This is a genomic window from Vitreoscilla filiformis (assembly GCF_002222655.1).
Lineage (GTDB): Bacteria > Pseudomonadota > Gammaproteobacteria > Burkholderiales > Burkholderiaceae_C > Ideonella > Ideonella filiformis.
Genome location: NZ_CP022424.1, coordinates 169,749 through 196,314, shown reverse-complemented (window position 1 = coordinate 196,314; position 26,566 = coordinate 169,749). Strand labels below are relative to the sequence as shown.

Here is a 26,566-nt window from a genome sequence, read left to right as displayed (position 1 = left end):
AGGAACACCACCGCCATGCGCCTGCTGCTCGTCGAAGACGATCGCATGATCGGTGAAGGCTTGCGCGCTGCCCTGCGCCTCGAAGGTTGGGCTGTTGATTGGGTGCGCGACGTGCGCGCCGCCCAAGCCGCCCTGGACACCGAACGCTTCGATCTCTGGTTGATCGACCGAGGTTTGCCCACCGGCGGCCCCATCGGCACGCCCGAGAGTACGCGCCTGGCCGATGGCCTCGATTTGATCGCCCGCCGCCGTGCCGCTGGTGACGCCACCCCTGCCATCGTCCTGACCGCCCGCGACGGCCCCGGCGATCGCGTCAGTGGCCTGGATACCGGCGCCGATGACTACCTCGTCAAACCCTTTGACTTTGATGAGCTGATGGCCCGCATTCGCGCCGTGCTGCGGCGCCACCAGGGACAAGCCTCCCCCGTGCTGCGCCACGGGGCCATCACCTTGAACCCGGCCACACGCCAAGTCAGCCTCAAGGGGGAACCCGTGTGGTTGTCCGCCCGCGAGCTGGCGGTGCTCGAAGCCTTGATGCAGCGCCCTGGCGCCGTGCTGTCACGGGCGCAATTGGAGGATCGGCTGTACGGCTGGGGAGAGGAAATCGAAAGCAACGCCGTTTCGGTCTACATCCACCAGTTGCGGCGCAAACTCGGGGCCGACGTCATTGGCAACCTGCGCGGCGTGGGCTACTACCTCACCCCCGCCCCACCGGAGGGCGTGTGAAACCAGCGCCCCGGCAGCGGCTGCGCTCGCCCCGCTCGATTCGCTGGCGCCTGCTGCTGTGGCTGGCGCTGGCGCTGTTGTTGAGTGCCTTGGTGGTCGGCGGCATCACATGGCGGGCCGTGGCCGCCGAAGCTCAGGCGTTGTTCGACTACCAGTTGCGCCAGATGGCGCTGTCCCTGCGAGATCGCGGGGGGATTTTGCCCGAGCAAGCCGAAGTGCTGGAAGACGAACAGCTCGATTTTGTCGTCCAAGTCTGGACCCTCGAAGGGCGCCTGATTTTGACCAGCCGCCCCCACGGAGCCCTGCCAGATCGCGCCATTCTGGGATGGGCCGACATGCGGGTGGCCGGCGAAGTGTGGCGCAGTTACGCGGTGATGGCGCGGGGCCGGGTGATCCAAGTGGCCCAGCCAGAGCGCATTCGCCGTGAGCTGGCCACGGCTGCCGCCTTGCGCAGCATCGCGCCCATCGCCTGGCTGGGTCTGCCGCTGGTGGTCTTGCTGTGGGGCTTGGTGGTGCGTAGCCTGTCCCCCCTGCGCCAATTGGCCGACAGTTTGGCCCAGCGCGGCACCACCCACCTGCACCCCTTGTCCAGCACCGATTTGCCGGAGGAGCTGGTGCCCCTGGTGGCTTCGCTGAATGACTGGTTGGCCCGCTTGGCGCAGGCCCTGCAAGCCCAGCAAGCGTTCGTGGCCGATGCCGCCCATGAACTGCGCTCCCCATTGACCGCGCTCAAATTGCAATGGCAGTTGGTGCGCCGGGCATCCGACGAGGCGCAGCGAGCCGAAGCGATCGCCGCTTTGGGTGAGGGCATCGAGCGGACGGCCCGGCTGGTCGAGCAGTTGCTGGCCTTGGCGCGCAGCGAGGGGCCGGAAGTGCGAACGGCGGTCGATTTGGCCGAACTGGCCCGCCAGGTGCTGGTGGCAGCGTTGCCCGTCGCGCAAGGGCGCCAAACCGCGCTGGCCTTGGAGGCCCCCCATCCGGCGCCCGTTTGGGGTGACGCCACCGCGTTGGGCGTGCTGCTGCGCAACTTGGTGGACAACGCCGTGCGCTACAGCCCACCGGGCAGTCAGGTAAAACTGCACGTCCAGCCGGGGACGGCCACGCAAGGCCCGCAGGTTCGCGTGGAAGACAACGGCCCCGGCATACCGACTGAGGAGCGTCAGCGGGTGTTCGACCGGTTTTACCGAGGGCGCACTGGCCACGACACCGCCGGCAGCGGCTTGGGGCTGGCCATTGTGCAAGCGGTGGCCAAGCGCCATGGCGCACACATCGCTCTGGAGGATGTTCCTGACGGGGGCCTTTGCGTTCGGGTGAGTTTTATGGCCACAGCGCCTTCAAGCGTGGGGGACGCCCAGGAAAGACAGGAGAGCTCACTATCATGAGTCCTTTCAGTTGCCAGCACACCGTTCCGGTGCGGTTCCCGCGTTTCCAGGCTCCATGATCATGACCGCATCGCGCATCGTCGCCACCTTCGTGCTGTTTGGCACCATCTGGCTGTTCGCCGCCGACCGGGTGATCGATCTGTTGGTGGACGACACTTGGGCGATTCCGATCTGGCGCTGGCTCAAGGGCTTCACCTCGATCGCGTTGAGCGCGGTGTTGATTTACTGGCTGGTGCGTCGGGCCGAACGCATGCAGCAGAAACTGGAGCTGGAAACCGCTCGGCAACGGGATCGGCTGGCGCACATGCTGGACGTCTCCCCGGCAGTCATCTACGCCCTCAAGCCCAGTGAGCACAACGGGCCGTGGATTGTGGATTTTGTCAGCCACAAAATCGAGCAAGTCAGCGGCTATCCGGTGGACTACTGGCTCGGCCACCCCCGGCTGTGGCGTGACCTGATCCATCCCGATGACTTGCAGCGCGTGCTCGAAGACCAAGAGCGTTTCAAAACCCAAGGCTGGCTGCACCACGAATACCGCCTGCGTCACGCCGACGGCCACTACTGCTGGCTGGACGATCACATGGTGATGATGCGTGACGAAGAAGGGCAACCCGTGGGGGTGATCGGCGCTTGGCTGGACGTGAGCAACCGCCACCGCGACGGCGAACGCATTCGCCACCTGGCCAACTACGACGCACTCACGGGCCTGCCCAATCGCAATTTGCTTCATGAGCGTGCGCGGCATGTCCTTGCCCATGCGGCCCAGCAGCGCATGTCGGCGGTGGTGCTGCATGTGAACATTGACCACTTCAGTGCCATCAACGAAACCTTGGGGCACGAAGCCGGCGATCAACTGCTGCGCGAGATGGCACAACGCCTCACCCACACGCTGCGTCCGCAGGACACCGTCAGCCGCATGGGGGCGGACAATTTCATCATCTTGCTGCCCGGCGCCTGCGCCCGCGATGCCGCCCAAATTTGCCTGCGCCTCATGACTGGCGTGGCCGAGCCCTTGGCCGTGGCCGATCAAGAGCTGCGCCTGACCGCCAGCATCGGCGTGGCGGAATTCCCTGAGGACGGGCCCAATTTGGCGGCCTTGTCCCAGGCGGCAGAGTCGGCGGTGCATCACGCCAAGCGGGAGGGGCGCAACACCGTGCGGTTCTTCTCGCGGGACGTTCATGAGCAGGTGCGCGAAACCCTGACCCTGACGCGTGAGCTGCGTTGGGCGGTTGAACGGGAGCAATTGGTGCTGCACTATCAGCCTCAGGTCGATGCCCGAACGCAACAGTTGGTGGGCGTTGAAGCCTTGGTGCGCTGGCAGCATCCCGAGCATGGGTTGCTGTCGCCGGCGCGTTTCATTGGGTTGGCCGAACAAGCCGGCTTGATCCAAGACATCGGCACTTGGGTGTTGCGGGAGGCGCTGCGCCAGTTGGCTTCTTGGCGCGACCAGGGGTTGCCGGTGGTGCCTGTGGCTGTGAACCTGTCGGCGGCGCAGTTTGCGCATCCGGGGCTGGTGGAGTTGCTGCGCCAGATGCTGCAACAGTTCCACTTGCCACCCGAATGGCTGGAGCTGGAGCTGACCGAAAGCGTTGCGATGCAAAACTCGGACAACACCATCGCCGTCATGGCTTCGCTCAAGCGGCTGGGGGTCAAACTGTCGATCGATGACTTCGGTACGGGCTATTCTTCCCTCAGCTACTTGCGCCGCTTCGCCATCGACAAGCTCAAGATCGACCGTTCGTTCGTCGTTGGCCTGAGCCACGATGCGCAAGACGAAGCCATCATCACCGGGGTCATCAACCTGGCGCGCAGTTTGGGGCTGCACATCCTGGCCGAAGGGGTGGAGACGCCCGCCCAGCAAGCGGTGCTGTGCCGCCATGGCTGCGACGTGTTGCAGGGGTATCTTTTTGGCCGACCCATGGCAGCCGAACACATAGCGCAACTGCTGGCCCATCCGCCTGTGGCCGCCATTGCCGCATGAACACACCCAGCGCCCCCATGCCCCGCCTGGGGCGCCATCACTTTGCCTACCTGCGGGCGGTGGCCGAGGGGTTGGCTCCGCAGGCTTGCGCCTTGCGCTACCTGGGCATTGAACACGGCCACCAAGCGCGCACGGCGCACCGCCGCGTGGTGGACCATGTGCGCAGCCTGTCGCGCCGACGCGGGGATCGGGCGTGGCGCCTCATCGGTTTGGCGATCCGCTTGGTCGAGGATGCGCCCCGGCCAACGCTGGAAGACTTTGCCGACGAACGCCAGTTGGATGGCTGGTCCCAAGCCGAGTTGCAGCAGTTGTATGCCGAAGCGTTCCCGGTCGATCCCAAAACCGAACGGCGGCGCCGGTTGCGCACGCGCCAATTGGCGCTGTTGCGCGAGCTGGAACAAGTGGCCGCGCAAACGCCAGACCCCACCGACCGCATCGACGGTTGGTTCGAACCCGCCTTGGCCGAACGCCTGATGGCGGCTGGCTTGCTGCTGCTGGGGGATTTGCGCCAGCGCATCCAGGGCGGGGGCCGTTGGTGGCGGGGGGTGGCGGCAGTAGGCGTGACCAAGGCGGCACGCATTGCCCAGCATCTGGACACCCTGCTGCCGGGCAGTTTGGCGTTGGCTGGGCCAGCGGTACCAGAGATCGTCGCCACACCCCGGCTGCCGCTGCGTACCCATGCAGACAACGCGGCAGACTGGGACGCCTTGCAGATGTGGGTCAACGCTCGCGCCGGTTCCGAAGCGACGGCGCGCAGTTACCGCCGCGAAGGCGCCCGCCTGTTGCTGTGGTTGGCCCAAGAGCGGCAAGGCCGGCACTTGGCGGACATGGTCGCCGGGGACTGTTTGGCCTACATGGCATTCCTAGAGCACCTGCCGCCCCATTGGCAAACCCGGCAAGCGCCGTTTCGGGGGCCGCTGAGTTTGGCCAGCCGCCGCCAGGCGGTGGTGATCCTGTCGGGCTGGTTTGCTTGGCTGGCGGCAGCGGGTTTGGGCCGTGGCCACAACCCCTGGATGCTGGTGAACCGCCGCACCGGCGACGACGCCCAAGCCGATTTGCTCGACAGCCGTGCTTTCACCCCCGAGGCCTGGGCCGCCCTCCTCGACCATGTGCAGCGCCAAGATCCGACGCCCTCACAAGTGCGCATGCTCTTTATTTTGAAGTTCGTCGAAGCCACGGGCTTGCGCGCCAGCGAGCTGGTGGACGTGCGTTTGCGCTCGCTGCGGCAGCACCGGGGGCGCTGGGTGTTGCAGGTTCACGGCAAAGGGGCGCGCAACCGTTTGGTGGCCGTTCCGGGCCAAGCCGAACAGGCGCTGCATACCTACTTGGCGGCACGCGGCTGGGCGCGATGGGCAGACGCCCCCGCCGATGCCCCCCTGCTGGCCAGCACCACCGATCCGCGTGCATCCATCTGCTATGCCACGTTGTACCAAACGATGAAACGCTGGGTGCGCCAAGCCATTGAGGCCAGCGCGTTGCCTGAAGCGGAGCGGGCTGTGGCGCTGCGGGCCTCGCCGCACTGGTTGCGCCACACCTGCGGCACCCGGGCGTTGGAGCGTCGTGCGCCGTTGGAAGTGGTGCAGCGTCAATTGGGCCATGCCGACCCGCGCACCACCATGCGCTACGCCCGCACCCAATTGGAGCGCCTGCAAAACGAAATGGAATCGGTGTTTGGCGCTCAACCTTGAGCGGGCGGCGGCGGCGGGGTGCGCAAAGGGGTGCGGCTGAGCTGCGCTTCCATGTCCTGCGCGTTTTGCAGGATGAGGCGGGCGTGTTCGCGGCTGCGGGGTTCGGCGCTGCGCAAGGCGATCAGCTCGGCAAAACTTTGGAGCGTGGTCAGCGGGGGTTTCAGCGCCGCGTTCAACGCCACCAGCACCTGATGTTGGGCTTCACACGCTTGCTGCACCTGGGATTGGCTGTGCTGCAACGCCATGTGCTGGCGCTGCAAGGTCTGCAAACTGCGATGTACCACCCATGCAGCGAACAGCAGCACCAAGGTCAGCAAACACGTTAGGCCCCAGACCATAGCCCGCATCGTGTACCAGGGCGTGAGTGCGGTTTGGGCGGTGGTACTGAGCATCACGGCCAGCGGGTAGTGTCCGACCCGGCTGTAGCCGTTGACCCAGGTGGTGCCATCGACCCCGGTGTGCGACAACGCCCCTTCACGCTGCTGAGTCAGCGCGTGCAGCAGCTCGGTGGGAATGGGCTGGTTGATGTCCACTTGCTGGCTTTTCAGCACCAGGATGCGCCCGATGCCGTCCACCCCGGCCAGCATGACGCGCCCTTGCCCCCCCAAACGCACGTCGCGGTACACCGATTCAAAATATTCGGGGTTGAGCGAGGCCACCACCACCCCTTTGACACTGCCGTCGCGGCCATACACCTTGCGCGACAGTTGCAAGCTGCGCTTGCCCGACACCTTGCCCGTGAGAATCTGGCTGACGAACAACCCGTCCGCCGACAAGCTGGAGGCCGGCAGGCCGTGCCGGTCACTCAGGTGGACGCGCACATGGTCGCGCTGAGACAAGTCCACCCGCTGGCTGCGCTCGCCGGTTGGATCCAGATTGCTGCCAACGAAGCGGCCATCCGCGCCCACCCACGATAACTGCGTGAGGATGCCGGGCACCAAGCCGGTTTCGTTGGCAAAGCGCAGATACTCCAAATCCGTGGGTGCCCGCTCGGCACCGACTTCGGACAGGCGCAGCATCGCTTGATTGACGTTTTCCAAAATGCGCAACGTATGCTCCCGCAGGGCGCGTGCGATGTTGGCGTTTTCTTCCTCTTCTTGGGTCAGTGCAACCTGCCGTTGCCACGACAGCATCACCACCACGCTTCCACACAGCACCACGGTGGCCAGCCCCATCAAGATCAGCCACTTGCGGCTCAGGCCAGAGGTCGGCCGAGGACAGGATGTGTCATTCATGAAAGGACGATCGGCAAAAGCGCGACAGGATTGAGCGCGTGGCGATCCTACACGTTAGGGACAGACAACCAAGCCAGCAACTGTGTGTAGAGCTTTTCTGGGTGAAGGGGTTTGGTAATAAAGTCGTTCATGCCCGCCGCCAGGCACAGGGCTTTGTCTTCGGCAAAGGCGTTGGCGGTGATGGCCAAAATCGGGGTGTGGGCGTAACCCGGACATTGGCGAATCTCCCGGGTGGCGCCGAGTCCGTCGAGTTCGGGCATTTGCATGTCCATAAGAATCAGCGCGTAAGGGTGGCGACGGGCTTGCTCGACAGCTTGGCGGCCATTCTCTGCCGCATCGACGATCAGGCCCGCGTCGCTGAGCAAGATCACGGTGACTTCGCGGTTAATGGGCTCGTCCTCCGCCAGCAACACCCGTGTGCCCGCGTGGTCGCGGCGCAAGCGAAACTCCGCCGACAGTCCTTCCTCCTGGGGGCTGACGGCGAGGGGACGATCGGCCTTCTTCAAGCGGGCCGTGAACCAGAAGGTGCTGCCCACCCCAGGCGTGCTGTGGGCGCCGGCCTGTCCGCCCATGAGTTCGGCGAGTTTGCGCGTGATCGCCAAACCCAGGCCCGTGCCGCCATACTGGCGGGTCATGCTGTTGTCGGCCTGCTCGAAAGCGCTGAACAAGCGGGGAAGCGCATCCGGGGCGATGCCGATGCCGGTGTCCACCACCTCAAAGCGGATGAGCGCGTGGGTGGCGTCCTCCTCCACCTGCCGCACGCGCAAGCTGATGCCCCCAGCAGGGGTAAATTTGATGGCGTTGCCCGCATAGTTGAGCAACGCTTGTTGGAGCCGCGTGGCATCGCCACACAAGGCATCGGGCCGCAAGTCGATGTCGGTGTGCCAGGACAGGTGTTTGGCTTGCAGCCGGTCGTGCAGCATGGCGTGGATGCCGCTCACCAGCACATCCAAGCGCAGCGGTGTTTCCTCCAGCGCAAACTTGCCCGCCTCGATCTTGGACAGCTCCAGGATGGCGTTGATGATGTTGAGCAAGTGGTCGCTGGCGGTTTGCAGCGTGTCCATGCGCTGGGCTTGGGCAGCGGTCAGGCCATCGCGCCGGATCAGATGGGCCATGCCCAAAATGCCGTTCAGCGGCGTGCGTATTTCGTGGCTCATGTTGGCCAAGAACGCACTTTTGGCCACGGTGGCGGCCTCGGCAGCTTCTTTAGCGGCGGCCAGCTCGGCGGTGCGCTGGGCCACCAACTCCTCCAGATGATGGCGGTGGGCGGTGAGTTCGTTCTCGGCCCGTTTGCGCTGGGTGATGTCCACCGCGATGGACAGCACCCGCTCCACGCCCCCCAGCCGCATTGGCCGTAAGTTGACCTGCTCCCAGAACACTTCACCGTTGACCTTGCGGTTTTTCCATTCGAAGCTCTGAGGGCCTTCCCGCACGGCTTTGTGAATCCAGGCCAAGGCTTCGTGGGTGGAATAAGGCGGCTCCATCCAAGAAAACGTGGTTTTCAGCGCCTGCAACGATGACAGGCCGTAAGACTGCCAAGCCGTGCAATTCGCGTCCACGACCGCACCGTCGTCCTTGTCATGGATGAGGATGGAGACGGGCGAGCGATCAAACACCGTGCGAAAGCGGGCCTCGCTTTCACGCAACACGGCCTCGGCGTGTTTGCGGGCGGTGATGTCTTGGAGGGTGCCCATCAAGTAATCGACCGACCCTTCGGGGGCATGGTGAGGATGCCCGATCAACTCCACCCATTTGATTTGGCCACTGCGGGCGCCACGCACCTGCACTTGCAGGCTGAACGGTTCGGTTGTGGCCAGCGATTGATGCAGGGTGTGCAGCACCAGCGGGCGGGCGTCCGGAACGTAGCATTCGAGTGCGGTGTTCCATGTGGGATGAAAGTCGGGGGGGAGTTCGACGATGTCGTAAACCCCTTCGGTCCACATCACGGTGTTATGCACGGGGTCGGCCCGCCAGCCGCCGATTTGCCCGATTTGCTGGCTCTGGCGCCAGAAAAATTCACGCTCTGCGGCCTCCGCCAGCAAACGCCGGATTTCCTGGTTGGCCCGGCGCTGATCTTCCATCATGGACAGCGCCCCTCGGCGCAGGCGCTCCGACTGCACCAGCAAATGCTCGGTTTGCGCTTGCGCCTGGCGCAAAGCTTGGTGGGCAGCTTGGCGCTCGGACACGTCACGCACCAAAGAAATGATGTACGGAACGCCCCGGAGCTGAAGCAAGCGCGTGCTGATTTCCACCGGAACCGAATCCCCATCCTGACGAATCAACAGGGTTTCGAACACCACCCGCTCGCCTTGCTGGAGCTGATGCAGCACCTCTGGGATGTGCGCCCGATGGGTGGGGGCCACGATGTCCATCGGCCCCATGCGAGACAGCGCTGCATGCGAGTAGCCCAGCAACTGGGTTGCACGCTCGTTCACTTGAAGAAACGGGCCTGGCTCACCGCCGACGGCCAGGGAGTGGATCATCACCGCGTCGCTGGCGCTTTCGACAAAGAAGCGGTGCTTTTCCTCCGCCACTTGCAATGCCGCCACCGCAGCCTCCCGTGCCGCCACTTCTTGGCGCAGCTTGAGGCGGGCGTAACCCATTTCGGAAATCATTTGGGCCATGTCGCCCAAAAACGCGGTGGCATCCTTGAGCCGCTGTGCGTCCACGACCTCGACTTCGGCCAGGGCCTCCATGTAAGCAGCCTCATCGAAACCAAACCGCTGGGCCTGCGCTCGGAAAATGCGTTCATCCGGCGCCGACAGCAGCATCTGCCCGGTGGCCAAGCTGGCCACATGGCGGCCTTCGATGACGATGGGAACAGCACAGTCCACCAAACCGTTGTCGCAGGTCAGAATCACCGGTTGATCGGGAGAGGCCAAAGCGTTCAGCAGCGCATGGTCGCTGCGCTGGCAACCCGCGCTGGCTGCCGGTGAGCAGCGGTGAAAGTCTTGGCAAATGCGGCGCCAGCGCGTGGCGATCAGCAGGTTCATCTCCGGATGGTCGAGAAAACCAATCGTCAGCCCCGTGGCTTGGCTGAAGCGTTCGAACAAGCGGCGCAGGCGTTCCAAATCGACCAGATCATGGATCGTGTAGTGACCCGCCACCAAGGGGTCGTCGGTGTCGGAGGTGGAACCGTGGTCGGTCATGGTGGCGGCGCGGTGATGGGCAGGGTGTGGTCATAGCGGGAAGGTTCGCCCAGGCGCGCCAGCAGCACATTGACCTCCCCCTTGAGTTCGAGGATTCGATCCTCACGATCCAACATCAAATCTTGCCAACGCAGCAGCTCGTCGAGTTGCTCGGCCAGTTGTCGTTCGGCTTCTTTGTGCCGGGTGATGTCGTCATAAACACCCACGACACCGACCGCTTGACCCGCATCGTCCAGCATGGGCACTTTGGAGGTGCGCAGCCACGCGGTTCCCCCGTCGGGGCGGGTTTGGGGTTCCTCGTAGCCGATGTTCGGTTTCAATGTTTCCATCACCGCACGATCATCGGCCCGGTACAGATCGGCCTGGGCGACCCAGGTCATGTCGTCATCGGTTTGCCCCACCAGCGATTGGGGTGAGGACGTGCCCGCATCTTGCGCAAACAGCCGGTTGCAGCCCAAGTAGCGCGAGTGCCGGTCTTTCCAAAAAATGCGCACAGGAGCCGTGTCGATGACGGTTCTCAGCAGGCGTTTGGCTTGGGTCAACTCATCGAGCGTTTCTTGCAGTGTTTGGTTTTTTTGTTCCAACAGAGCCAGCGCCGCGCCGCCCTTGGCCTTGAGTTGCACGATGGCGTGGGTCAGCTCGTCGATTTCATCGCGTGCCGGCTTGCGTGGGGTGGTGTCCTGGCTGGTGGCGATCAGGTCTTGCGGCCCGGTGTGGCTCAACTCAGCCACGATGGCCGCCAAGCGTTGCTGCACAAACGTGTGATAGGTGATCAAAGAAATCAAAATCACCAGCAAGATCACCACTGCGTTGCCCAGCGAACTGAGCACCATGTGATCCAGCAGTTGGCGGTAATCTTCTTCCAAATCGTGGAGCAAGTGCAGCGTGCCCAACGGATGGGTTTTGCCATTTTCCGTGTGGGACAGCGGCACCACGCGCTCCAGCGTGTGCGGTGACAGCCGGGGGCGGCCATGGCGTTGGTCGGGCAAATCGGGTTGCTTGAGCACAACGGCGGACACACTTTTCTCGTGGATCAGGCCCGCCAGTTGGGTGTGGGTTTGTGCATCGTTGAACGCCCACAGGCTTTCCACGAGAGCCGGGGTGACATAGTTGGCGATGGCATCCAAATGCTCGCGCAGCTCGGTTTGCTGCTGCCGGTAGGTGTCAAAGCTCTGGTAAGCCGAGACCACGATGGAGGCCATCCCCCCAATCAGCAAGGCCCGCTGAAGCAGTTGCCGCGTGACCCAGCTCTCCAAGCCCAGCCGAAGGTTCAGCCAAGCCAAGGCACGGGTGAGCGCGTTCATGTGGCGCACCTGCCCTCAGATGCCGTGCAGGAGGCGGGCATGGGAACCATCGGCTTTCATGTCGCGCAGGGCTTGTGCGACTTGCGGCACCAAGGCGCTGTGGCGCTGGTGCAGGTAGAGGAACATGTCCACATCGCGCAGACTGGGGGTGACGGCCTGAATGCCGCTCAAGCCCAAACGCTGCACCAGGGCCAGCCCGTCGGCCAAGGTGTACAGCGCCACATCGATGCGATCCTGCGCCAACATTCTGAACAACTGCTCAGGGGTATCGACCCGGTTGACAATGCGCGCCCCGGTGGCGTGGGCTTCGAACATCTTCCAGCCGGTGATGAAACCGATGCGGTGAGGCTGGAGGCTGGCCCAGCCATCCAGTTGCAGCCCCGGCTGACGGACGAAGGCCACAAAGCTGATGCCAATGAATCGCTCTGGCACCTGGATCAGATGGGGGTACTGCGTGGCCAGGCCGGCCACCCGCAGCCCCTCGCCATCCACCTCCCCTTGGTTGGCCAGCACCAGCGATCGTTCCGAGGGGTTGTTGACGACCTGGATCCCAAAACCGACACGGCGGAAAGCCTCAGCGGCCAGTTGCTCCAATGCTTTGCGATCGGAGGGGGTGTTGTTGGTGCTGATGGTCAGCACATGTCGGGCACACACGCTCAGCGAGACGCCCCAAAAAGACGCCAACAGAAAGGTTCGTTTGTCCAGGCGTGCAGAGGGCATAAGTTCATTCGAACGGAGGATGGACGGAGAAAAATTCTAAGTCCGTCTCTCCTGGGGGTGCGCTGCTAAATTCGCCCCTTCGTTAGGGGGCTCTTGGGCCTGCACACCCAACGCCAGGCCACCGCACAGCCTCAACATCGCCAGCCCACGCAGGGCTTTGTGGCTTCTAGGAGGGGTCGCGTAAACGATCCCGGGCTTGCTGTAGGGCTGTCAAATAATCAGCGGGCAGCACATCGAAAACTTGACTCTCCAGAAGACAGCACAGATTCCACAAGGCGCGTTCTTCTGCTTGATCCTCGATTTCAAGTTTCCCGGTTTCACTGAATCGTTGCAAAAACTCAAACAACACCAAAGCCTCATCAGCAGTGAGTGTTATTTCAGTATTCAAAAACAACACACCCTTTGCCAGCAGCGGCGATTTTCACCAGATCAGAAACTGAACGTTCTCCAGCGGACGTGAGTTTCAGGGTGGCCCGAAGAGTGCTGGCAGCCGCAGCAATCCGCACCAAGTCATTCAAAGAAATGGTTTTTGCATTCAGTGTGAGCCCTCCACCCGCAGCAGCAATTTGAATCAAATCGGGCACCGAGAATCGGTTGAAACTCATTTTTCACCTGTTAACATCGGTTGAGGGGTTGTGGAATCCTATTATTCTTTATGCCAGATGGGGCATTGCGTGTCCAGGGTTTTTTAATTCATGTTGTATTAAAGATACATGGGATTGGGCTTTCGTCATGGTTTTATCATGCGGATGGCAACCCTTGCTGAATATGGTGTGCCGCCCGGTGCAAATGCGCCAAAAAGTGTCGCACAGCCGGTTTCAATGCGGTATCTGCCTTGGTGATGGCATGAACGGTTAACGCCAGCGGTTCTTCCTGCAACGGCGGCATGGACAAAAACGCCGCCGCCACCGGATGACGCATCAACGGCGCTGGCATCAGCCCAACAAAATCCCCGCTGCCAATGAGGGACAGCAGCCCGAGCGTGGAGTTCACCGTCGCGCCGACGGCGGGGGGCTGCATGCCATGGTGTTCGAACAACTTGCGGGCGTAGCCAGTGATGCCGCCCACACCGGTGTAAACCCAGCGTGCGCTACGCAGCGCTTCCAATGAACGCGCTGTCTCCAGTGCGCTGCCCTTGCGTACCACCACCACCATGGACACCGGCATCAGCGCCTCGGTGTGAAACTCGCCTTGCGGTAGGTTGTCTGGAATCGGGCCGATGGCCACGTCCACCTCGGCGCGGCGCAGGTTCATGAGCTGTTCGATGTACAGCTCTTCCCGGATGTGCAAATGCACATGGCGAAACTCGCGCCCGAACGTGCGCAGGGTTTCGGGAATCAGCAACATCACCGCCAACGGCACCGCACCGATGCGCAACTCCCCCACCATGTGGCCACCCAGTTGGTGGATTTCCTCCACCGCGCCGGACAACTCCCGAATCGCCACGCAAGCGCGTTCGTACAGCACTTTGCCTTGGGCCGTGGGCACCACGCCCGTGGTGGAGCGCACCAGCAGCGAGGCGGCCAGTTCTTGCTCCAGCTCGCGCACCATTTTCGTCAGCGCCGGCTGCGACAACCCCACACGCCGCGCCGCTGCTCGCAAACTGCCTTCTTCGACTGCCGCCACCAAAGCCTGAAGTGTGGTGAGTTTCATGGTTTTTATGATAACCCGAGGTTATCGTTTCAGCAGAATCAACAAAAATCCACACTTCCCCAAAAATCAGCGGATTTGCACATGAACACCTCCCCCGTCACCACCGAGTGGCTGAGCGTCACCACCCCCGATGGCCCGATGGCGGCCTACCTTGCGCGTCCGCCAGCCGGGCGTGGCCCCGGTCTGCTGCTGTTGCAGGAAATTTTTGGCGTGAACGCGCACATTCGTGGCGTGGCCGAGCAGTACGCCTTGGCCGGTTTCACCGTGCTGGCACCGGATGCGTTTTGGCGCCAAGCGCCGCGTGTCGAATTGAGTTACGTCGGCGAAGACCGTGACCGGGCGCTGACGTTGATGCGCGGCCTCAGTCGTGAGCAGGCCGTGGCGGACATGTCGGCCAGCATCGCGGCCCTCAAGGCCCATTCGGCTTGCACGGGGCGCGTGGGCGCGATTGGCTATTGCATGGGCGGGCGCTTGGCGTTTGCCGCTGCGGCCCTGTGCAATGGATTGGAGCGTGCGGTGTGTTACTACGGCGGTGGCATCGCCACGCAGTTGGAGTTGGCCAAACGCATCTACATCCCGACGCAGTTTCACCACGCCGAGGTGGATGCCAGCATCCCGCCCGAAGCCGTGGCGTCGGTGAAGGCGGCCATGGCCCAAGCGCCCGCCGCCGCCCAAGCGACGTTCCATCACTACCCAGGCGCCCAACACGGGTTCAATTGCTGGGCCCGTGCGTCCTACCACCCGGCCAGTGCAGCGCTGGCGCATGGGCGCAGTTTGGAGTTTCTGGCGGCGCTGTTTTGAGTTGAAGGGCAGGGCGCTGGCGGTCGACCACGGTCAGCCAGCGGCCTGCACCCACGGCGCCGGGCGTTTCTCCACAAACGCCGCGAAACCCTCGCGTGCCTCCTCGGTGGCTCGCACGCGGCTGATGGTTTGTGCGGTGAGTTCGCGCACTTCCGCCGTCACCGGCCCGCAGCCGAGCTGGGCGAACAAGGCTTTGATTTCGGCTTGCGCCTGCGGCCCATTGGCCAGCAGGGATTCGACGCACTGTGCCACCGCCGCATCCAATGCCGCTTCGTCCTCACACAGTTGGGTGACGAGGCCGATGTTCTGCGCTTCTTCCGCGCCGATGAGCGCCGTGGTCAACGCCAGCCGCCGCGCCTGGCGCAGCCCCACGGTGTTGATGAGGTACGGCCCGATGACGGCGGGCAGGATGCCAAAGCGCGCCTCGCTCACCGTGAAACGGGCGTTGCGCGTGGCGATAACGATGTCCGCCGCGCACGCCAGCCCGACGCCGCCGCCAAACGCGCTGCCCTGCACCCGCGCCACCACGGGTTTGGGGCAGCGGGCCACCGTGTCCATCATGCGAGCGAAGCGGCGTGCGTCCTCTAGGTTGGCGTCCTGGGAATTGGCGGCGGCGCGGCGCATCCAGCCGATGTCGGCCCCGGCGCAAAACGCCTTGCCCGTGGCCGCCAGCACGATGACACGCACGGTCGAATCGGCGCCCAGCTCGGCAAACACTGCTTCCAGCCGGGCGATCAACGCTTCGTCAAAAGCGTTCAGCACCTCGGGGCGGTGCAAGGTCAGGCGCACCACCCCACGCGGCTGGCGCTCGATCAACAGGTTGTCAGTTGAAGTCACAAGAAAACCTCCAACAAGAAAAGCCCCTCCCCCTTGGCGGGGGAGGGGTTGGGGAGAGGGGGAAACGCTTCCATCACAAACCGCTTGTTTTCTTGGGGCGAACCCCTCTCCCCCGGCCCCTCTCCCGCAAGGGGAGAGGGGAGGTGTGTAGGCCAGCGGTGAACGCTTATTGGCGTTTGAGTGCCACCAACGGTTCAACGTGCGGCGCTTGTACTTTGGGCCGGTCGGTTTCCACCGCCGTCAGCGGCGCCACTTCCACCAAACTGGCCAAGCTGCGCCGCGTCAAATCTTGGTAGGTGCGGGTGCCGTCCAGCTTCCAGGCCACTTCCTGCTCGCTCAACTCGCGCCGCACCTTGGCGGGCACCCCGGCCACCAAGCTGCGCGGCGGAATTTTCATCCCCGCCGGCACGAACGCGCAGGCGGCGACGATGGCTTGGGCACCCACCTCGGCCTCGTCCATCACCACCGCGTTCATGCCGACCAGCGCGTCGCGCCGCACGATGCAACTGTGCAAGATGGCGCCGTGGCCGATGTGGCCGTTTTCCTCCACCCGCGTGTCCTGCTCGGGGAAACCGTGCAGCACGCAGCCATCCTGCACATTGGCGCCAGCTTCCAGCACGATGCGGCCAAAGTCCCCGCGCAAACACGCCGTCGGGCCGATGTAACAACCGGGGCCGACGATGACGTCGCCAATCAGCACCGCCGTCGGGTGAACGTAGGCGGTCGGATCCACCACCGGGATCACGCCTTCGATCGAATAACACGGCATGGCGTCAAGCTCCGGCGGCAGGTTGAGTGGCGGACATTTCGGGCTGAACATGCCAGCGGCGCTGCACCACCACAAACCGGTCGGCGACGAAGGCCAGCCCGGCATAACTGGCGTTGGCAGCGGGGTTGCCGCCGCTGCCGTGGAAGTCCGAAAACGCGGCGGCTTGGTTGACGTACACGCTGTGCGTCAGATTGAGCGAAAGCGCCACGCGGGCGCGCAGGCTCAGGCGCACCAACCGCTCTTCGAAAGCTGGATCAGTGGTGTAACCCGCCAGCGTGAGGGCACCCTCGCTGCGAATCAGGCGCTCGGCCAGCGCGGCGGCGTGCTCGGCATCCGGCACCGCAACGAGGAAGCTGATCGGGCCGAAGCATTCTTGGCGCAGCAGCGTTTCGTCCGGCGCTTCCAACGCCAACAGCAAGGGCGTGCGGGTGCGGGCTTGGGGGAAGTCGGGGTGCGGCAGGGGTTCCGTGTCCAACAGCAGGCGGGCGCGGCCTTCTTCGGCCCAAGCGCGGGCTTGGTCGAGACGCGCCAGCGTCGCTTCGGCGCACAACGCCCCCAGCACCACCGGGCCGACTTTGGGGTGTTGGGTGATCTTGCGCACGGCGGCGGCCAGATCGGCGCCCAGCTCGGCAAAACGCTTGTGGCCTTCGTCGGTGGCGATGCCGCTCACCGGGACGAACAGGTTTTGCGGCGTGGTACACATTTGGCCGCTGTAGAGGCACAGCGAGAAGGCCAGGTTGTCCAGCATGGCGCGGTAGGCGTCGGTGGATTCGAGGATCACCGTGTTCACGCCGGAGAGTTCCGCGTAGAGCCGCGCTTGCCGGGCGTTGGCGGCCAGCCATTGGCCGAAGGCGCGGCCCCCGGTGAAGTCGATGGACGCGACCGCCGCATCCGTGGCCAGCGCTTGGGTGAACTCGGGGCGCTCGGTGGCGGCCAGTTGCACCACCTCGGGCGGCAGGCCTTGTTCGGCCAGCACCTCACGCAGCACGCGCACCGCCAGCGCGGCGGGCAAGATGGCTTGCGGATGCGGTTTGACGATCACCGGGTTGCCCGTGGCCAGCGCCGCGAACAGGCCGGGGAAGGTGTTCCAGGTGGGGAACGTCGCGCAGCCGATCACCAGTGCCACGCCCCGCCCGACGATCTCGAAGCGTTTCTCCATCACCAGCGGCGGGTTCTTGCCTTGCGGCTTGTGCCAGCGCGCCGCCTCGGGCACGGTGGACATGGCTTGCCAAGCCACCGCCACGGCCTCCAGCGCTCGATCTTGCGAATGCGGCCCGGCGGCTTGAAACGCCATCATCGGCCCCTGCCCGGTGGTGAGCATCACCGCATGGGCAAAAGCGTGGCTTTGGCGGTGAATGCGCAGCAGCGCTTCCAACAGCACGCCCACCCGGCCGCGCGGGCCGATCGCCTGCCAAGCCGGTTCGGCGGCTTGCGCGGCGGTCAGCAGGGCTTGCGGTTCGCACTCCGGGTAGCGCGTGCCCAGCGGCACACCCCAGGGGGAGCGCTCCGGCGCGATGCGGCCCAACTCACCGGGCTGGGTGAGTGGGAAATCCTGCCCCAATAGGGCTTCGACCTGCGCTTGCCCCTCGGCCTGGGCGTGTTCGCCGTAGACCTTGGGGGAAGGCAGTTCGGGGAAGGGCGTCCAGTGGCCTCGGTCGCTCAGGGCGGCCAGGGCGGCGTCCAGCAGGGGGCGATGGGTGTCGAACAGGCTCATTCGGTCTCCTCAATGCGGCTTGAGTGCGTCTTCAGTTCGGCTCGGGATGCAGGTCAGCCTAGGGTTTTCACCGGCGCGCTTTGACTTGCATCAGGAAAACAGCGCACACCACAATCTCTACCGACCGGTCGGTCAATGTGATTGACCCGCAACAAACCGCCCACCGTTTCTCAACGACGCAAGCGCAACGAGGTGCTGATGTCCGAATCGCCTGACTCCCTGGTGCTGAGCTCCCAACGCGGTGCCATGCGCACCCTGACGCTGAACCGCCCGGCAGCGCTCAACAGCTTCACCACCGAGATGCATCGCGCCTTGCTGGCTGAACTGGACGCCGCTGCCGCCGATCCGCTGGTGCGCTGCGTGGTGTTGACCGGCGCGGGTCGGGGGTTTTGCGCCGGGCAAGATTTGGCCGATCCAGCGGTGGCGCCGGATCTCACCCCCGGTGCCCCGCCCAAGGATTTGGGCGCGATGATCGAACAACACTATGGCCCGCTGCTGCGCCGCCTGCGCACGATGCCGGTGCCGGTGGTGGCGGCGGTGAACGGCGTGGCCGCTGGCGCGGGCGCCAACATCGCACTGGCGTGTGATCTGGTGCTGGCTGGGCGCTCAGCCAGTTTCATCCAAGCGTTTGCCAAGATCGGCCTGATTCCCGACTCGGGCGGCACCTGGTTGCTGCCGCGCTTGGCTGGGCGGGCCCGCGCCCTGGGCCTGGCGTTGTTGGGCGACAAACTGCCCGCCGCCGAAGCCGAACGCCTCGGGCTGATCTGGCGCTGCGTGGACGATGCCGCCTTGGCCGACGAAACCCACGCCTTGGCCGAACGCCTGGCTGCGATGCCCACCCGCGCCCTGGTGCAAACCCGCTTGGCGATGGACGCCGCCCAAAGCCTGAGCCTGGACGAAGCGCTGGACGCCGAAGCCCGTCTGCAAGGTGAACTGGGCGCTGCACACGATTACCTCGAAGGCGTGGCGGCTTTCCTGGCCAAGCGTGCCCCGCAGTTCACGGACCGTTGAGGTGGGTGCGACGATGGTTTCGCTGAACGCTTCGAACGTTTCCCTGGACGCCACCACGCCCGTGGCCGTGATCGGTGCGGGCAGCATGGGGGCGGGCATTGCCCAAGTGGCCGCCCAAGCGGGGCACGCGGTGCGCCTGTTTGACCTGCAAGCCGGCGCTGCCGCCCGCGCCCTGGCCCGCATCGCGGACGATCTGGCCGGCGCCGTGCAACGCGGCAAGCTCACCGCCACCGAACGCGACGCCACCTTGGCCCGCCTGAGCGTGGCCGAGCAGCTCACTGATTTGGCGGGCTGCGGCCTGGCGGTGGAAGCCATCGTCGAAAAGCTGGAGCCCAAACAAGCGCTGTTTGCCGAGCTGGAAAAGGTGCTCGGGCCGCAGGCGGTGCTGGCCACCAACACCTCGTCCATCTCGGTGACGGCGGTGGCGCAAAAGCTGGCGCAGCCGCAGCGCTTCATCGGCTGGCACTTTTTCAACCCAGCCACGCGCATGAAGTTGGTGGAAATCATCAGCGGAGTGGCCACCGATCCGGCACTGGTGGCGCCCATGCAGGCGCTCACCCGTGCCTGGGGCAAGGTGCCAGTGTTGGCGCCGAATGCGCCGGGGTTCATCGTCAACCGCGTGGCGCGACCCTATTACGCTGAAGGGCTGCGCTTGCTGGCCGAACGGGTGGCCGATGTGGCGAGCATCGACACCCTGTTGCGCCAAGCCGGTGGTTTTGTGATGGGGCCGTTCGAGCTGATGGATTTGATCGGCGTCGAAGTCAACCTCTCGGTGACGACCTCGGTGTTTGAAGCCACGGCGTTCGATCCGCGTTATGCCCCGCATCTCATCCAGCAAGAGTTGGTGCGCAGCGGGCGCTTTGGGCGCAAGACGGGGCACGGTTTTTATCGCTACGAAGGCGGCAAACCGCAAGGCGCTGCCGTGGCCTGCGTGGCGCCTGCGCCCAGCGTGCCGGTGCTGCGCTGTGCGTCGGACATGGGGCTGCTCACGCCGCTGGTGCAGCGCCTGGCCGCTGCCGGCGTGACGCTGCTGCCCGACGACAGCCTGCCCGCCGAAACCCTGGCCTTGGGTGAGGAGGATGCCGGCACCCCGGGCGGCACCTGGATCACCTTGAGCGATGGCCGCACCGCCGCGCAGCGTTCTGCCCAGCGGGCGGGGCGCCCGGTGTTGTTGCTGGATTTGGCGCTGGATTTCGGCACGACGCCGATGGTGGCGGTGGCGGTGGGAGGCCCTCACCCCAACCCCTCTCCCACGAGGGGAGAGGGAGCTCCCACTTTGGCAAACCCTGTGCCAGGCACTAAGCCCCTCTCCCCTTGTGGGAGAGGGGTTGGGGAGAGGGGGAGCCCCCTCGCCCAACTCGCCGCCGCCCTCGCCCCCGCCGGCGTGCAACTGCTGCCCCTGGCCGACGTGGCCGGCCTGGTGGTGCTGCGTACCGTGGCCTGCTTGGCGAACGAAGCCGCCGACGTGCTCACCTGGACGGGCACCGCGCCGACCGACATCGACACCGCCATGCGTCTGGGCACCGCCTACCCGCAAGGCCCGCTGGCCTGGGCCGATGCCATCGGCCCTGCCCGCGTGGCCACCGTGCTGACCCACCTGCAACAGCACTACGGCGAGGTGCGCTACCGGCGCTCCCCGGCGCTCTCGCACCTGCAACACACCGGAGGCTTGTTTCATGACTGACGACGCCCGCAGCCCGCAGCAGATCGCCGAAGGCGTGCGCGACGGCATGTTCGCCAACGATCGCGCCGCCCAGCACCTCGGCATGGTGATCACCGCCATCGCGCCTGGCCGTGCGGTGATCGACATGCCGGTGCGCGACGAAATGCTCAACGGCTTCAACATCTGCCACGGCGGCTACATCACCACACTGGCCGACACCGCCTTCGCCTACGCCTGCAACAGCGCCAACTGGCTGACCGTGGCCTCGGGCCTGGCCATCGATTTTGTGGCCCCAGGCCGCCCCGGCGATGTGCTCACCGCCCGCGCCGAAGAACAACACAGCGTCGGGCGCACGGGGGTGTATGACATCACCGTGTGCAACCAACGCGGCGAGCTGATCGCCCTGATGCGTGGGCGTTCGTACCGCTTCAAAGACAAACCCGCCGTGCCGGGCACTGCCCCCGGGCGCTGAAAAGGAGACACGCCATGCCCGTCAAGCAACCTGCCCCCGGCGATCTGGAGCCGATTGAAACCGCCAGCCGCGACGAAATCGTCGCGTTGCAACTGGAGCGCCTGCGCTGGACGCTGGCTCACGCCTACGAGAACGTGCCGCACTACCGCCAAGCGTTCGACGCCCAAGGCGTGCATCCCAGTGACCTGAAAACCTTGGCCGATCTCGCCAAATTCCCGTTCACCACGAAAAAGGATTTGCGCGACAACTACCCGTTCAAGCTGTTCGCCGTGCCGCGTGAGAAGGTGGCGCGCATCCACGCGTCTTCCGGCACCACGGGCAAACCGACGGTGGTGGGCTACACCCTGAAGGACATCGACACCTGGGCGAATTTGGTGGCACGCTCCATTCGCGCTGCGGGTGGCCGGCCGGGGGACATCGTCCACGTCGCTTACGGTTACGGCCTGTTCACGGGCGGGCTGGGCGCGCACTACGGCGCAGAGCGGGCGGGCTGCACCGTCATCCCCATGTCCGGCGGGCAGACGGAAAAGCAGGTGCAGTTGATCCAAGACTTCTGCCCGGATCTGATCATGGTCACGCCCAGCTACATGCAGGTGATCATCGAGGAGTTCGAGCGTCAGGGGATGGACCCGCGTGAGATGTCGCTCAAAGTCGGCATTTTTGGCGCCGAACCGTGGACGGAAGCCATGCGCCGCGAGATCGAAACCAAAGCGGACATCGACGCGGTGGACATCTACGGCCTTTCCGAAGTGATGGGCCCCGGCGTGGCCAATGAGTGCATCGAGTCCAAAGACGGCCCGGTGATTTGGGAAGACCATTTTTATCCCGAGATCATCGACCCGGAAACCGGCGAGGTGCTGCCCGACGGCAGCGAGGGCGAACTGGTGTTCACCTCGTTGACCAAGGAAGCGCTGCCCATCATCCGTTACCGCACCCGCGATTTGACGCGGCTGCTGCCGCCCACGTCGCGCAGCTTCCGCCGCATGGGCAAGATCGTCGGGCGCTCGGATGACATGCTGATCATCCGGGGGGTGAATGTGTTTCCGTCGCAGATCGAAGAAATCGTGCTGCAACACGGGCAGCTTGGCGGCCAGTACCAAATCAAGGTTCACCGCGATGGGCACCTCGACCAGATGGAAGTGCTGTGCGAAATGCTGCCCCAATTCGGCCTGCCCAGCGAGCTTGAAGCCCAGCGCATTGGCAAGTCGCTGGAACACCGCATCAAAACGCTGGTGGGCGTGTCCACCCGCGTGACCGTGCTGGCGCATGACTCGATTGAACGCACGCTGGTGGGCAAGGCACGCCGGGTGCGCGATCTGCGCCCACGTTGATGCGGGCGGCGGCCCCCTCTCCCCGGCCCTCTCCCACGAGGGGAGAGGGAGAAAAGCCCCGCCGCGTTTCAACCACCGGCCATGCGCTGCACTTCAGCAAGTACCGAAGCCAACACGCGGCACTGCAACCCATCTTGAACCTAGCGCTCACCTCTCCGCGCTGCAAAGCCCCCCTCCCCTCGTGGGAGAGGGGTTGGGGAGAGGGGGAAGCGCCCCACACGAAAGCAACCACCATGTACACCCAAGCCATGGACTTGATGGCCAAGGAAGGCGCCAGCGCCCCCACGGCCAAGCCGGTGCGCTCGGCCCAGGAAATGATGCTGGAGCAGCGCTTTGAGGCCCGCATTGACGACGGCGGCTTCATCGAAGCCAAAGACTGGATGCCCGAGCACTACCGCCGCACGCTGCTGCGCCAGATCAGCCAGCACGCGCACAGCGAGATCGTCGGCATGTTGCCCGAGGGCAACTGGATCACCCGGGCGCCCACGCTGAAGCGCAAAGCCATCCTGCTGGCCAAGGTGCAAGACGAGGGCGGCCACGGCCTCTACCTCTACGCCGCTGCCGAAACCCTGGGCCAAAGCCGCGACCAGTTGCTGGACGCGCTGCACTCGGGCAAAGCCAAGTACAGCTCGATCTTCAACTACCCGACGCTGACTTGGGCGGACATCGGCGTGATCGGCTGGCTGGTGGATGGCGCTGCGATCATGAACCAAGTGCCGCTGTGCCGCTGCTCGTATGCGCCGTATGCGCGGGCCATGATCCGCATCTGCCGCGAGGAAAGTTTCCACCAGCGCCAAGGCTACGACAGCCTCTTGGTGATGATGCAACACGGCACCGACGCCCAGCGCGAGATGGTGCAAGACGCGGTGAACCGCTGGTGGTGGCCCTGTTTGATGATGTTCGGCCCGCCCGATGGCGAGAGCGTCCACAGCGCGCAGTCCATGCGCTGGGGCATCAAGCGCATCAGCAATGACGATTTGCGCCAAAAGTTTGTCGATGCCACCGTCGAGCAAGCCAAGGTGCTGGGCATCAGCCTGCCCGACCCGGAGCTGAAGTGGAACGCCGAGCGCGGCCACTACGACTTCGGCGCCATCGATTGGGACGAGTTCTGGCGCGTGGTGGGCGGTGACGGCCCCTGCAACCGCGAACGCCTGAACGCCCGCGTCAAGGCTTGGGAGGACGGCGCCTGGGTGCGCGAAGCCGCCCTGGCGCACCAGCGCAAGCAGCAAACCCAGGCCCAGGCGGCCTGAGCGATCCAGCCCTTCGCATTCAGTCTTCAAGGAATCCATCATGAGTTCAGCAGAGCAGACCCCGAACCGCAACGAATGGCCGCTGTGGGAAGTGTTCGTGCGCAGCAAAGCCGGCCTGGATCACAAACACTGTGGCAGCCTGCACGCGCCGGACGCCAAGCTGGCGATCCAGATGGCGCGGGATGTCTACACCCGCCGCCAAGAAGGTTCCAGCGTCTGGGTGGTGCGTGCCGACCAGATCGTGGCCAGCGACCCGGGCGACAAAGACATGTACTTCGACCCGATGGAAGACAAGGTGTACCGCCACCCCACCTTCTACACCCTGCCCGACGCCGTGAACCACATGTGAGAGGGCACGTCTGATGCAAGCCTCCATCCAACTGCGCGGCGCTGGCTCGGTGCCCGCCGATGTGAATTACCTGCTGCGCCTGGGCGATACCTGCCTGATCCTGGCCCAGCGCCTGGGCGAGTGGTGCGGCCACGCGCCCATCCTCGAAGAAGACATTGCGCTCACCAACATGGCGCTGGACTTGGTGGGCCAAGCGCGTGGGGTGCTGACCCGCGCCGGCCAGCTCGCGGCGCAAGCCGGGGTTTCGGGTGCCAACGGCGCGGCGTTTGACGAAGACCAGCTCGCTTTCCTGCGTGACGAGCGCGATTACTTCAACCTCACTCTGGTGGAGCTGCCGCGTGGGGACTTCGCTTTCACCGTGCTGCGCAACTGCATGGTGGCCACGCTGTTGAAGCAGATGTGGACGCGCCTGACCGCTTCGTCGGACGCCGAACTGGCTGCCATCGCTGCCAAGGCGGTGAAGGAAGCGCGTTATCACCAAGAGCACGCTGCCGATTGGGTGGTGCGCCTGGGCGATGGCACCGAGGAAAGCCAGCGCCGCATGGTGGCTGCGCTGGACATGCTCTGGCCCTACGTGAACGAGATGTTCGCGGCAGATGCGGTGGACGAAGCCGCTTCGGCGTCGGGCCTCGGCCCCGCTTGGAGCGAGCTGCGCGAAGGGTGGGAGGCTGAGATGCACAGCATCCTGCAAGCCGCCACGCTGGCCGCCCCGGCGCCGGGCCGCTTTGTGCCGCAAGGCAAACAAGGCCGCCACAGCGAGCACATGGGCCACTTGCTGGCGCAGATGCAGCACCTGCAACGCGCCTACCCCGGCGGCGTTTGGTAACCCGCGAAGGCTGAAGAACCATGCACGCTCACGCTTGCGAAAACGCCTCGGGGATCTCGGCGGCCTGGGCCGTGCTGGCCACCGTTCCCGACCCGGAAGTGCCGGCGCTGACGCTGTGTGATTTGGGCATCGTACGCGAGCTGCGCGCCCAGCCCGAACACGGCGCGCAGGCGCTGGAAGTGGTGCTCACGCCGACCTACAGCGGCTGCCCGGCCACCGAAGTCATCGCCCAAAGCGTGCGCGACGCGCTGGAATCGGCGGGCTTCGCCCCCGTGCGTGTGACGCTGCAACGCGCCCCCGCCTGGACGACCGACTGGATGAGCGAAGACGGCAAACGCAAGCTGCGCGAATACGGCATCGCCCCGCCCGGTCCGGTGCAACGTCCGGAAGGCGCGGTGCCCGTGCGCTGGCTGCCGCGTCTGCGCGAGAGCGTGCCCTGCCCGCGCTGCGACAGCCCGCGCACCGAGCGCCTCTCGGCCTTTGGCTCCACTGCTTGCAAGGCGCTTTACCGCTGCTTGGCCTGCCAAGAACCGTTCGAGCATTTCAAGCCGATCTAAGCCGATTTGAAAAGAACAGGAATTCCCCCATGAGCCTGCATTTCCACCCCTTGCATGTGCGCGACGTGTCCCCGGAAACCGATGAGGCGGTTGTGGTGAGCTTCGACGTGCCGCCCGAGTTGGCCGACACTTTCCGCTTCACCCAAGGCCAGTACCTCACCCTGCGCGCCGAGGTGGGCGGGCAGGACGTGCGCCGCTCCTACTCCATCTGCGCCGGTGTGAACGATGGCGCGTTGCGCGTCGGCGTGCGCCAGGTGCCCGGCGGCGTGTTCTCCACCTGGGTGAACCGCGAGTTGAAAGCCGGCGACGTGGTGCAAGTTTTCCCGCCGCAAGGCCACTTCTTCGCCCCGCTGGCGCCCACCGAGCGCCGGCATTACCTGGGCGTGGCCGGGGGCAGTGGCATCACACCCATCCTCTCGATCATGAAAACCGTGTTGGAGGTCGAGCCCAACAGCCGCTTCACGCTGCTTTACGCCAACCGCACGCAAAAAAGCACGATGTTCAAGGAGGAGCTGGAAGACCTGAAAAACCGCTACCTCACCCGCGTGGTGCTGCATCCGGTGTTCTCGCAAGAGTTCATGGACTCGCCGCTGAACAGTGGCCGCCTCACCCAAGCCAAGCTGGCCGAATTCCTGGGGCCGCTCATCGACCCGCAAAGCATCAGCCACGCCTTTGTCTGCGGCCCCTTCGGGCTGAATGACGAGGCCGAAGCGGCGCTCAAGGCGGCGGGTGTGGTGCCGGAGCGCATCCATGTGGAACGCTTCGGCGTGCCCGGTACCGTGGCCGACGCCCAAGCCGCCCGCCAGCACGCTGCCCAACCGGGGGATGCGGACGATGCCCGCGTGATCCTGATCCGCGATGGTTTGCAGCGCGAAATTCGCGTCGGCAAACAAGACGCCAGCGTGCTGGACGCCGCCACCCGCGCCGGGCTGGAGCTGCCGTTCTCGTGCAAATCGGGCGTGTGCAGCACCTGCCGCGCCAAGGTGGTGGAAGGGGAAGTGCGCATGGAGCGCAACTTCTCGCTCGAAGCGCACGAGGTGGCCGAAGGTTTTGTGCTGACCTGCCAGGCGCACGCGCTCACGCAGCGCCTGATCTTGTCCTTCGACGAACGCTGAAGGATGTTGCAAGATGACGGGTTTTCCCGCATC

General features: G+C 64.9%; 23 protein-coding genes. 14 read left to right on the top strand and 9 right to left on the bottom strand.

What is annotated here, in order from left to right:
• Positions 1-15: 15 nt before the first annotated feature.
• From VITFI_RS17160 to VITFI_RS17145, 4 genes are all read left to right on the top strand, one after another.
• The gene (locus VITFI_RS17160; RefSeq protein WP_089418372.1) at positions 16-726 is read left to right on the top strand and encodes a winged helix-turn-helix domain-containing protein; all 711 of its coding nucleotides are present in this window, start codon (positions 16-18) and stop codon (positions 724-726) included.
• Complete coding sequence (locus VITFI_RS17155; protein WP_232476731.1) at positions 723-2,108, top strand: ATP-binding protein; 1,386 nt, start codon at positions 723-725, stop codon at positions 2,106-2,108. The genes VITFI_RS17160 and VITFI_RS17155 overlap by 4 nt, the downstream gene beginning before the upstream one ends.
• Before the next feature lie 61 nt (positions 2,109-2,169).
• Complete coding sequence (locus VITFI_RS17150; RefSeq protein WP_198301793.1) at positions 2,170-4,089, top strand: putative bifunctional diguanylate cyclase/phosphodiesterase; 1,920 nt, start codon at positions 2,170-2,172, stop codon at positions 4,087-4,089.
• Positions 4,086-5,777, top strand: a complete 1,692-nt coding sequence (locus tag VITFI_RS17145) for a tyrosine-type recombinase/integrase (RefSeq protein WP_089418370.1) — start codon at positions 4,086-4,088, stop codon at positions 5,775-5,777. Before VITFI_RS17150 ends, VITFI_RS17145 begins: the two co-directional genes overlap by 4 nt.
• On the opposite strand, the gene VITFI_RS17140 is transcribed toward VITFI_RS17145, so the two are convergent.
• The 6 genes from VITFI_RS17140 to VITFI_RS17115 form a co-directional block, all read right to left on the bottom strand.
• Positions 5,768-7,012: a cache domain-containing protein gene (locus VITFI_RS17140; protein ID WP_089418369.1), complete on the bottom strand. Its 1,245-nt coding sequence runs from the start codon at positions 7,010-7,012 to the stop codon at positions 5,768-5,770. The genes VITFI_RS17145 and VITFI_RS17140 overlap by 10 nt on opposite strands.
• Positions 7,013-7,059: 47 nt before the next feature.
• The gene (locus VITFI_RS17135; RefSeq protein WP_089418368.1) at positions 7,060-10,161 is read right to left on the bottom strand and encodes a PocR ligand-binding domain-containing protein; all 3,102 of its coding nucleotides are present in this window, start codon (positions 10,159-10,161) and stop codon (positions 7,060-7,062) included.
• The gene (locus VITFI_RS17130; RefSeq protein WP_089418367.1) at positions 10,158-11,465 is read right to left on the bottom strand and encodes a PAS domain-containing protein; all 1,308 of its coding nucleotides are present in this window, start codon (positions 11,463-11,465) and stop codon (positions 10,158-10,160) included. Before VITFI_RS17130 ends, VITFI_RS17135 begins: the two co-directional genes overlap by 4 nt.
• 15 nt (positions 11,466-11,480) lie before the next feature.
• Positions 11,481-12,185, bottom strand: a complete 705-nt coding sequence (locus VITFI_RS17125; protein ID WP_089418366.1) for a substrate-binding periplasmic protein — start codon at positions 12,183-12,185, stop codon at positions 11,481-11,483.
• A 377-nt stretch (positions 12,186-12,562) separates the two neighbouring features.
• On the bottom strand, positions 12,563-12,790 hold the full coding sequence (locus tag VITFI_RS18090) for a hypothetical protein (protein WP_157725766.1): 228 nt from the start codon (positions 12,788-12,790) through the stop codon (positions 12,563-12,565).
• Positions 12,791-12,926: 136 nt separating this feature from the next.
• The gene (locus tag VITFI_RS17115; protein ID WP_089418365.1) at positions 12,927-13,838 is read right to left on the bottom strand and encodes a LysR family transcriptional regulator; all 912 of its coding nucleotides are present in this window, start codon (positions 13,836-13,838) and stop codon (positions 12,927-12,929) included.
• Between the two features lie 81 nt (positions 13,839-13,919).
• Between VITFI_RS17115 and VITFI_RS17110 the strand changes: the two genes are divergently transcribed.
• The gene (locus VITFI_RS17110; RefSeq protein WP_089418364.1) at positions 13,920-14,639 is read left to right on the top strand and encodes a dienelactone hydrolase family protein; all 720 of its coding nucleotides are present in this window, start codon (positions 13,920-13,922) and stop codon (positions 14,637-14,639) included.
• Positions 14,640-14,672: 33 nt separating this feature from the next.
• Here the strand turns inward: VITFI_RS17110 and VITFI_RS17105 are convergent, their stop codons facing one another.
• The 3 genes from VITFI_RS17105 to paaN all read right to left on the bottom strand — a co-directional run bounded on the left by VITFI_RS17105 (position 14,673) and on the right by paaN (position 17,959).
• Complete coding sequence (locus VITFI_RS17105) at positions 14,673-15,476, bottom strand: enoyl-CoA hydratase-related protein (protein ID WP_089418363.1); 804 nt, start codon at positions 15,474-15,476, stop codon at positions 14,673-14,675.
• Positions 15,477-15,642: 166 nt separating this feature from the next.
• Positions 15,643-16,245, bottom strand: a complete 603-nt coding sequence (locus VITFI_RS17100) for a phenylacetic acid degradation protein PaaY (RefSeq protein ID WP_089418362.1) — start codon at positions 16,243-16,245, stop codon at positions 15,643-15,645.
• Positions 16,246-16,249: 4 nt separating this feature from the next.
• Positions 16,250-17,959 carry a phenylacetic acid degradation protein PaaN gene (gene paaN / locus VITFI_RS17095; RefSeq protein ID WP_089418361.1) on the bottom strand — a complete coding sequence of 570 codons (1,710 nt, stop codon included), beginning with the start codon at positions 17,957-17,959 and terminating at the stop codon, positions 16,250-16,252.
• Positions 17,960-18,157: 198 nt separating this feature from the next.
• Here paaN and paaG point away from each other — a divergent pair, with 198 nt between their 5' ends.
• From paaG to paaE, 9 genes are all read left to right on the top strand, one after another.
• Positions 18,158-18,970 (top strand): 2-(1,2-epoxy-1,2-dihydrophenyl)acetyl-CoA isomerase PaaG, encoded by an 813-nt coding sequence (paaG, locus tag VITFI_RS17090; RefSeq protein ID WP_089418446.1) that lies wholly within the window; start codon positions 18,158-18,160, stop codon positions 18,968-18,970.
• 13 nt (positions 18,971-18,983) lie between these two features.
• Complete coding sequence (locus VITFI_RS17085) at positions 18,984-20,654, top strand: 3-hydroxyacyl-CoA dehydrogenase NAD-binding domain-containing protein (protein WP_089418360.1); 1,671 nt, start codon at positions 18,984-18,986, stop codon at positions 20,652-20,654.
• Positions 20,647-21,105 carry a hydroxyphenylacetyl-CoA thioesterase PaaI gene (gene paaI / locus VITFI_RS17080; RefSeq protein WP_089418359.1) on the top strand — a complete coding sequence of 153 codons (459 nt, stop codon included), beginning with the start codon at positions 20,647-20,649 and terminating at the stop codon, positions 21,103-21,105. The genes VITFI_RS17085 and paaI overlap by 8 nt, the downstream gene beginning before the upstream one ends.
• A 14-nt stretch (positions 21,106-21,119) precedes the next feature.
• Positions 21,120-22,436, top strand: coding sequence for a phenylacetate--CoA ligase PaaK (gene paaK / locus VITFI_RS17075; RefSeq protein ID WP_089418358.1), 1,317 nt, complete (start codon positions 21,120-21,122; stop codon positions 22,434-22,436).
• A 233-nt stretch (positions 22,437-22,669) separates the two neighbouring features.
• On the top strand, positions 22,670-23,686 hold the full coding sequence (gene paaA / locus VITFI_RS17070; RefSeq protein ID WP_089418357.1) for a 1,2-phenylacetyl-CoA epoxidase subunit PaaA: 1,017 nt from the start codon (positions 22,670-22,672) through the stop codon (positions 23,684-23,686).
• Between the two features lie 40 nt (positions 23,687-23,726).
• On the top strand, positions 23,727-24,035 hold the full coding sequence (gene paaB, locus VITFI_RS17065) for a 1,2-phenylacetyl-CoA epoxidase subunit PaaB (protein ID WP_089418356.1): 309 nt from the start codon (positions 23,727-23,729) through the stop codon (positions 24,033-24,035).
• Between the two features lie 13 nt (positions 24,036-24,048).
• Positions 24,049-24,861, top strand: a complete 813-nt coding sequence (gene paaC, locus VITFI_RS17060; RefSeq protein WP_089418355.1) for a 1,2-phenylacetyl-CoA epoxidase subunit PaaC — start codon at positions 24,049-24,051, stop codon at positions 24,859-24,861.
• Positions 24,862-24,881: 20 nt separating this feature from the next.
• Complete coding sequence (gene paaD, locus VITFI_RS17055; RefSeq protein ID WP_089418354.1) at positions 24,882-25,418, top strand: 1,2-phenylacetyl-CoA epoxidase subunit PaaD; 537 nt, start codon at positions 24,882-24,884, stop codon at positions 25,416-25,418.
• A gap of 29 nt (positions 25,419-25,447) precedes the next feature.
• Positions 25,448-26,533, top strand: a complete 1,086-nt coding sequence (gene paaE, locus VITFI_RS17050; protein WP_089418353.1) for a 1,2-phenylacetyl-CoA epoxidase subunit PaaE — start codon at positions 25,448-25,450, stop codon at positions 26,531-26,533.
• Positions 26,534-26,566 lie beyond the last annotated feature (33 nt).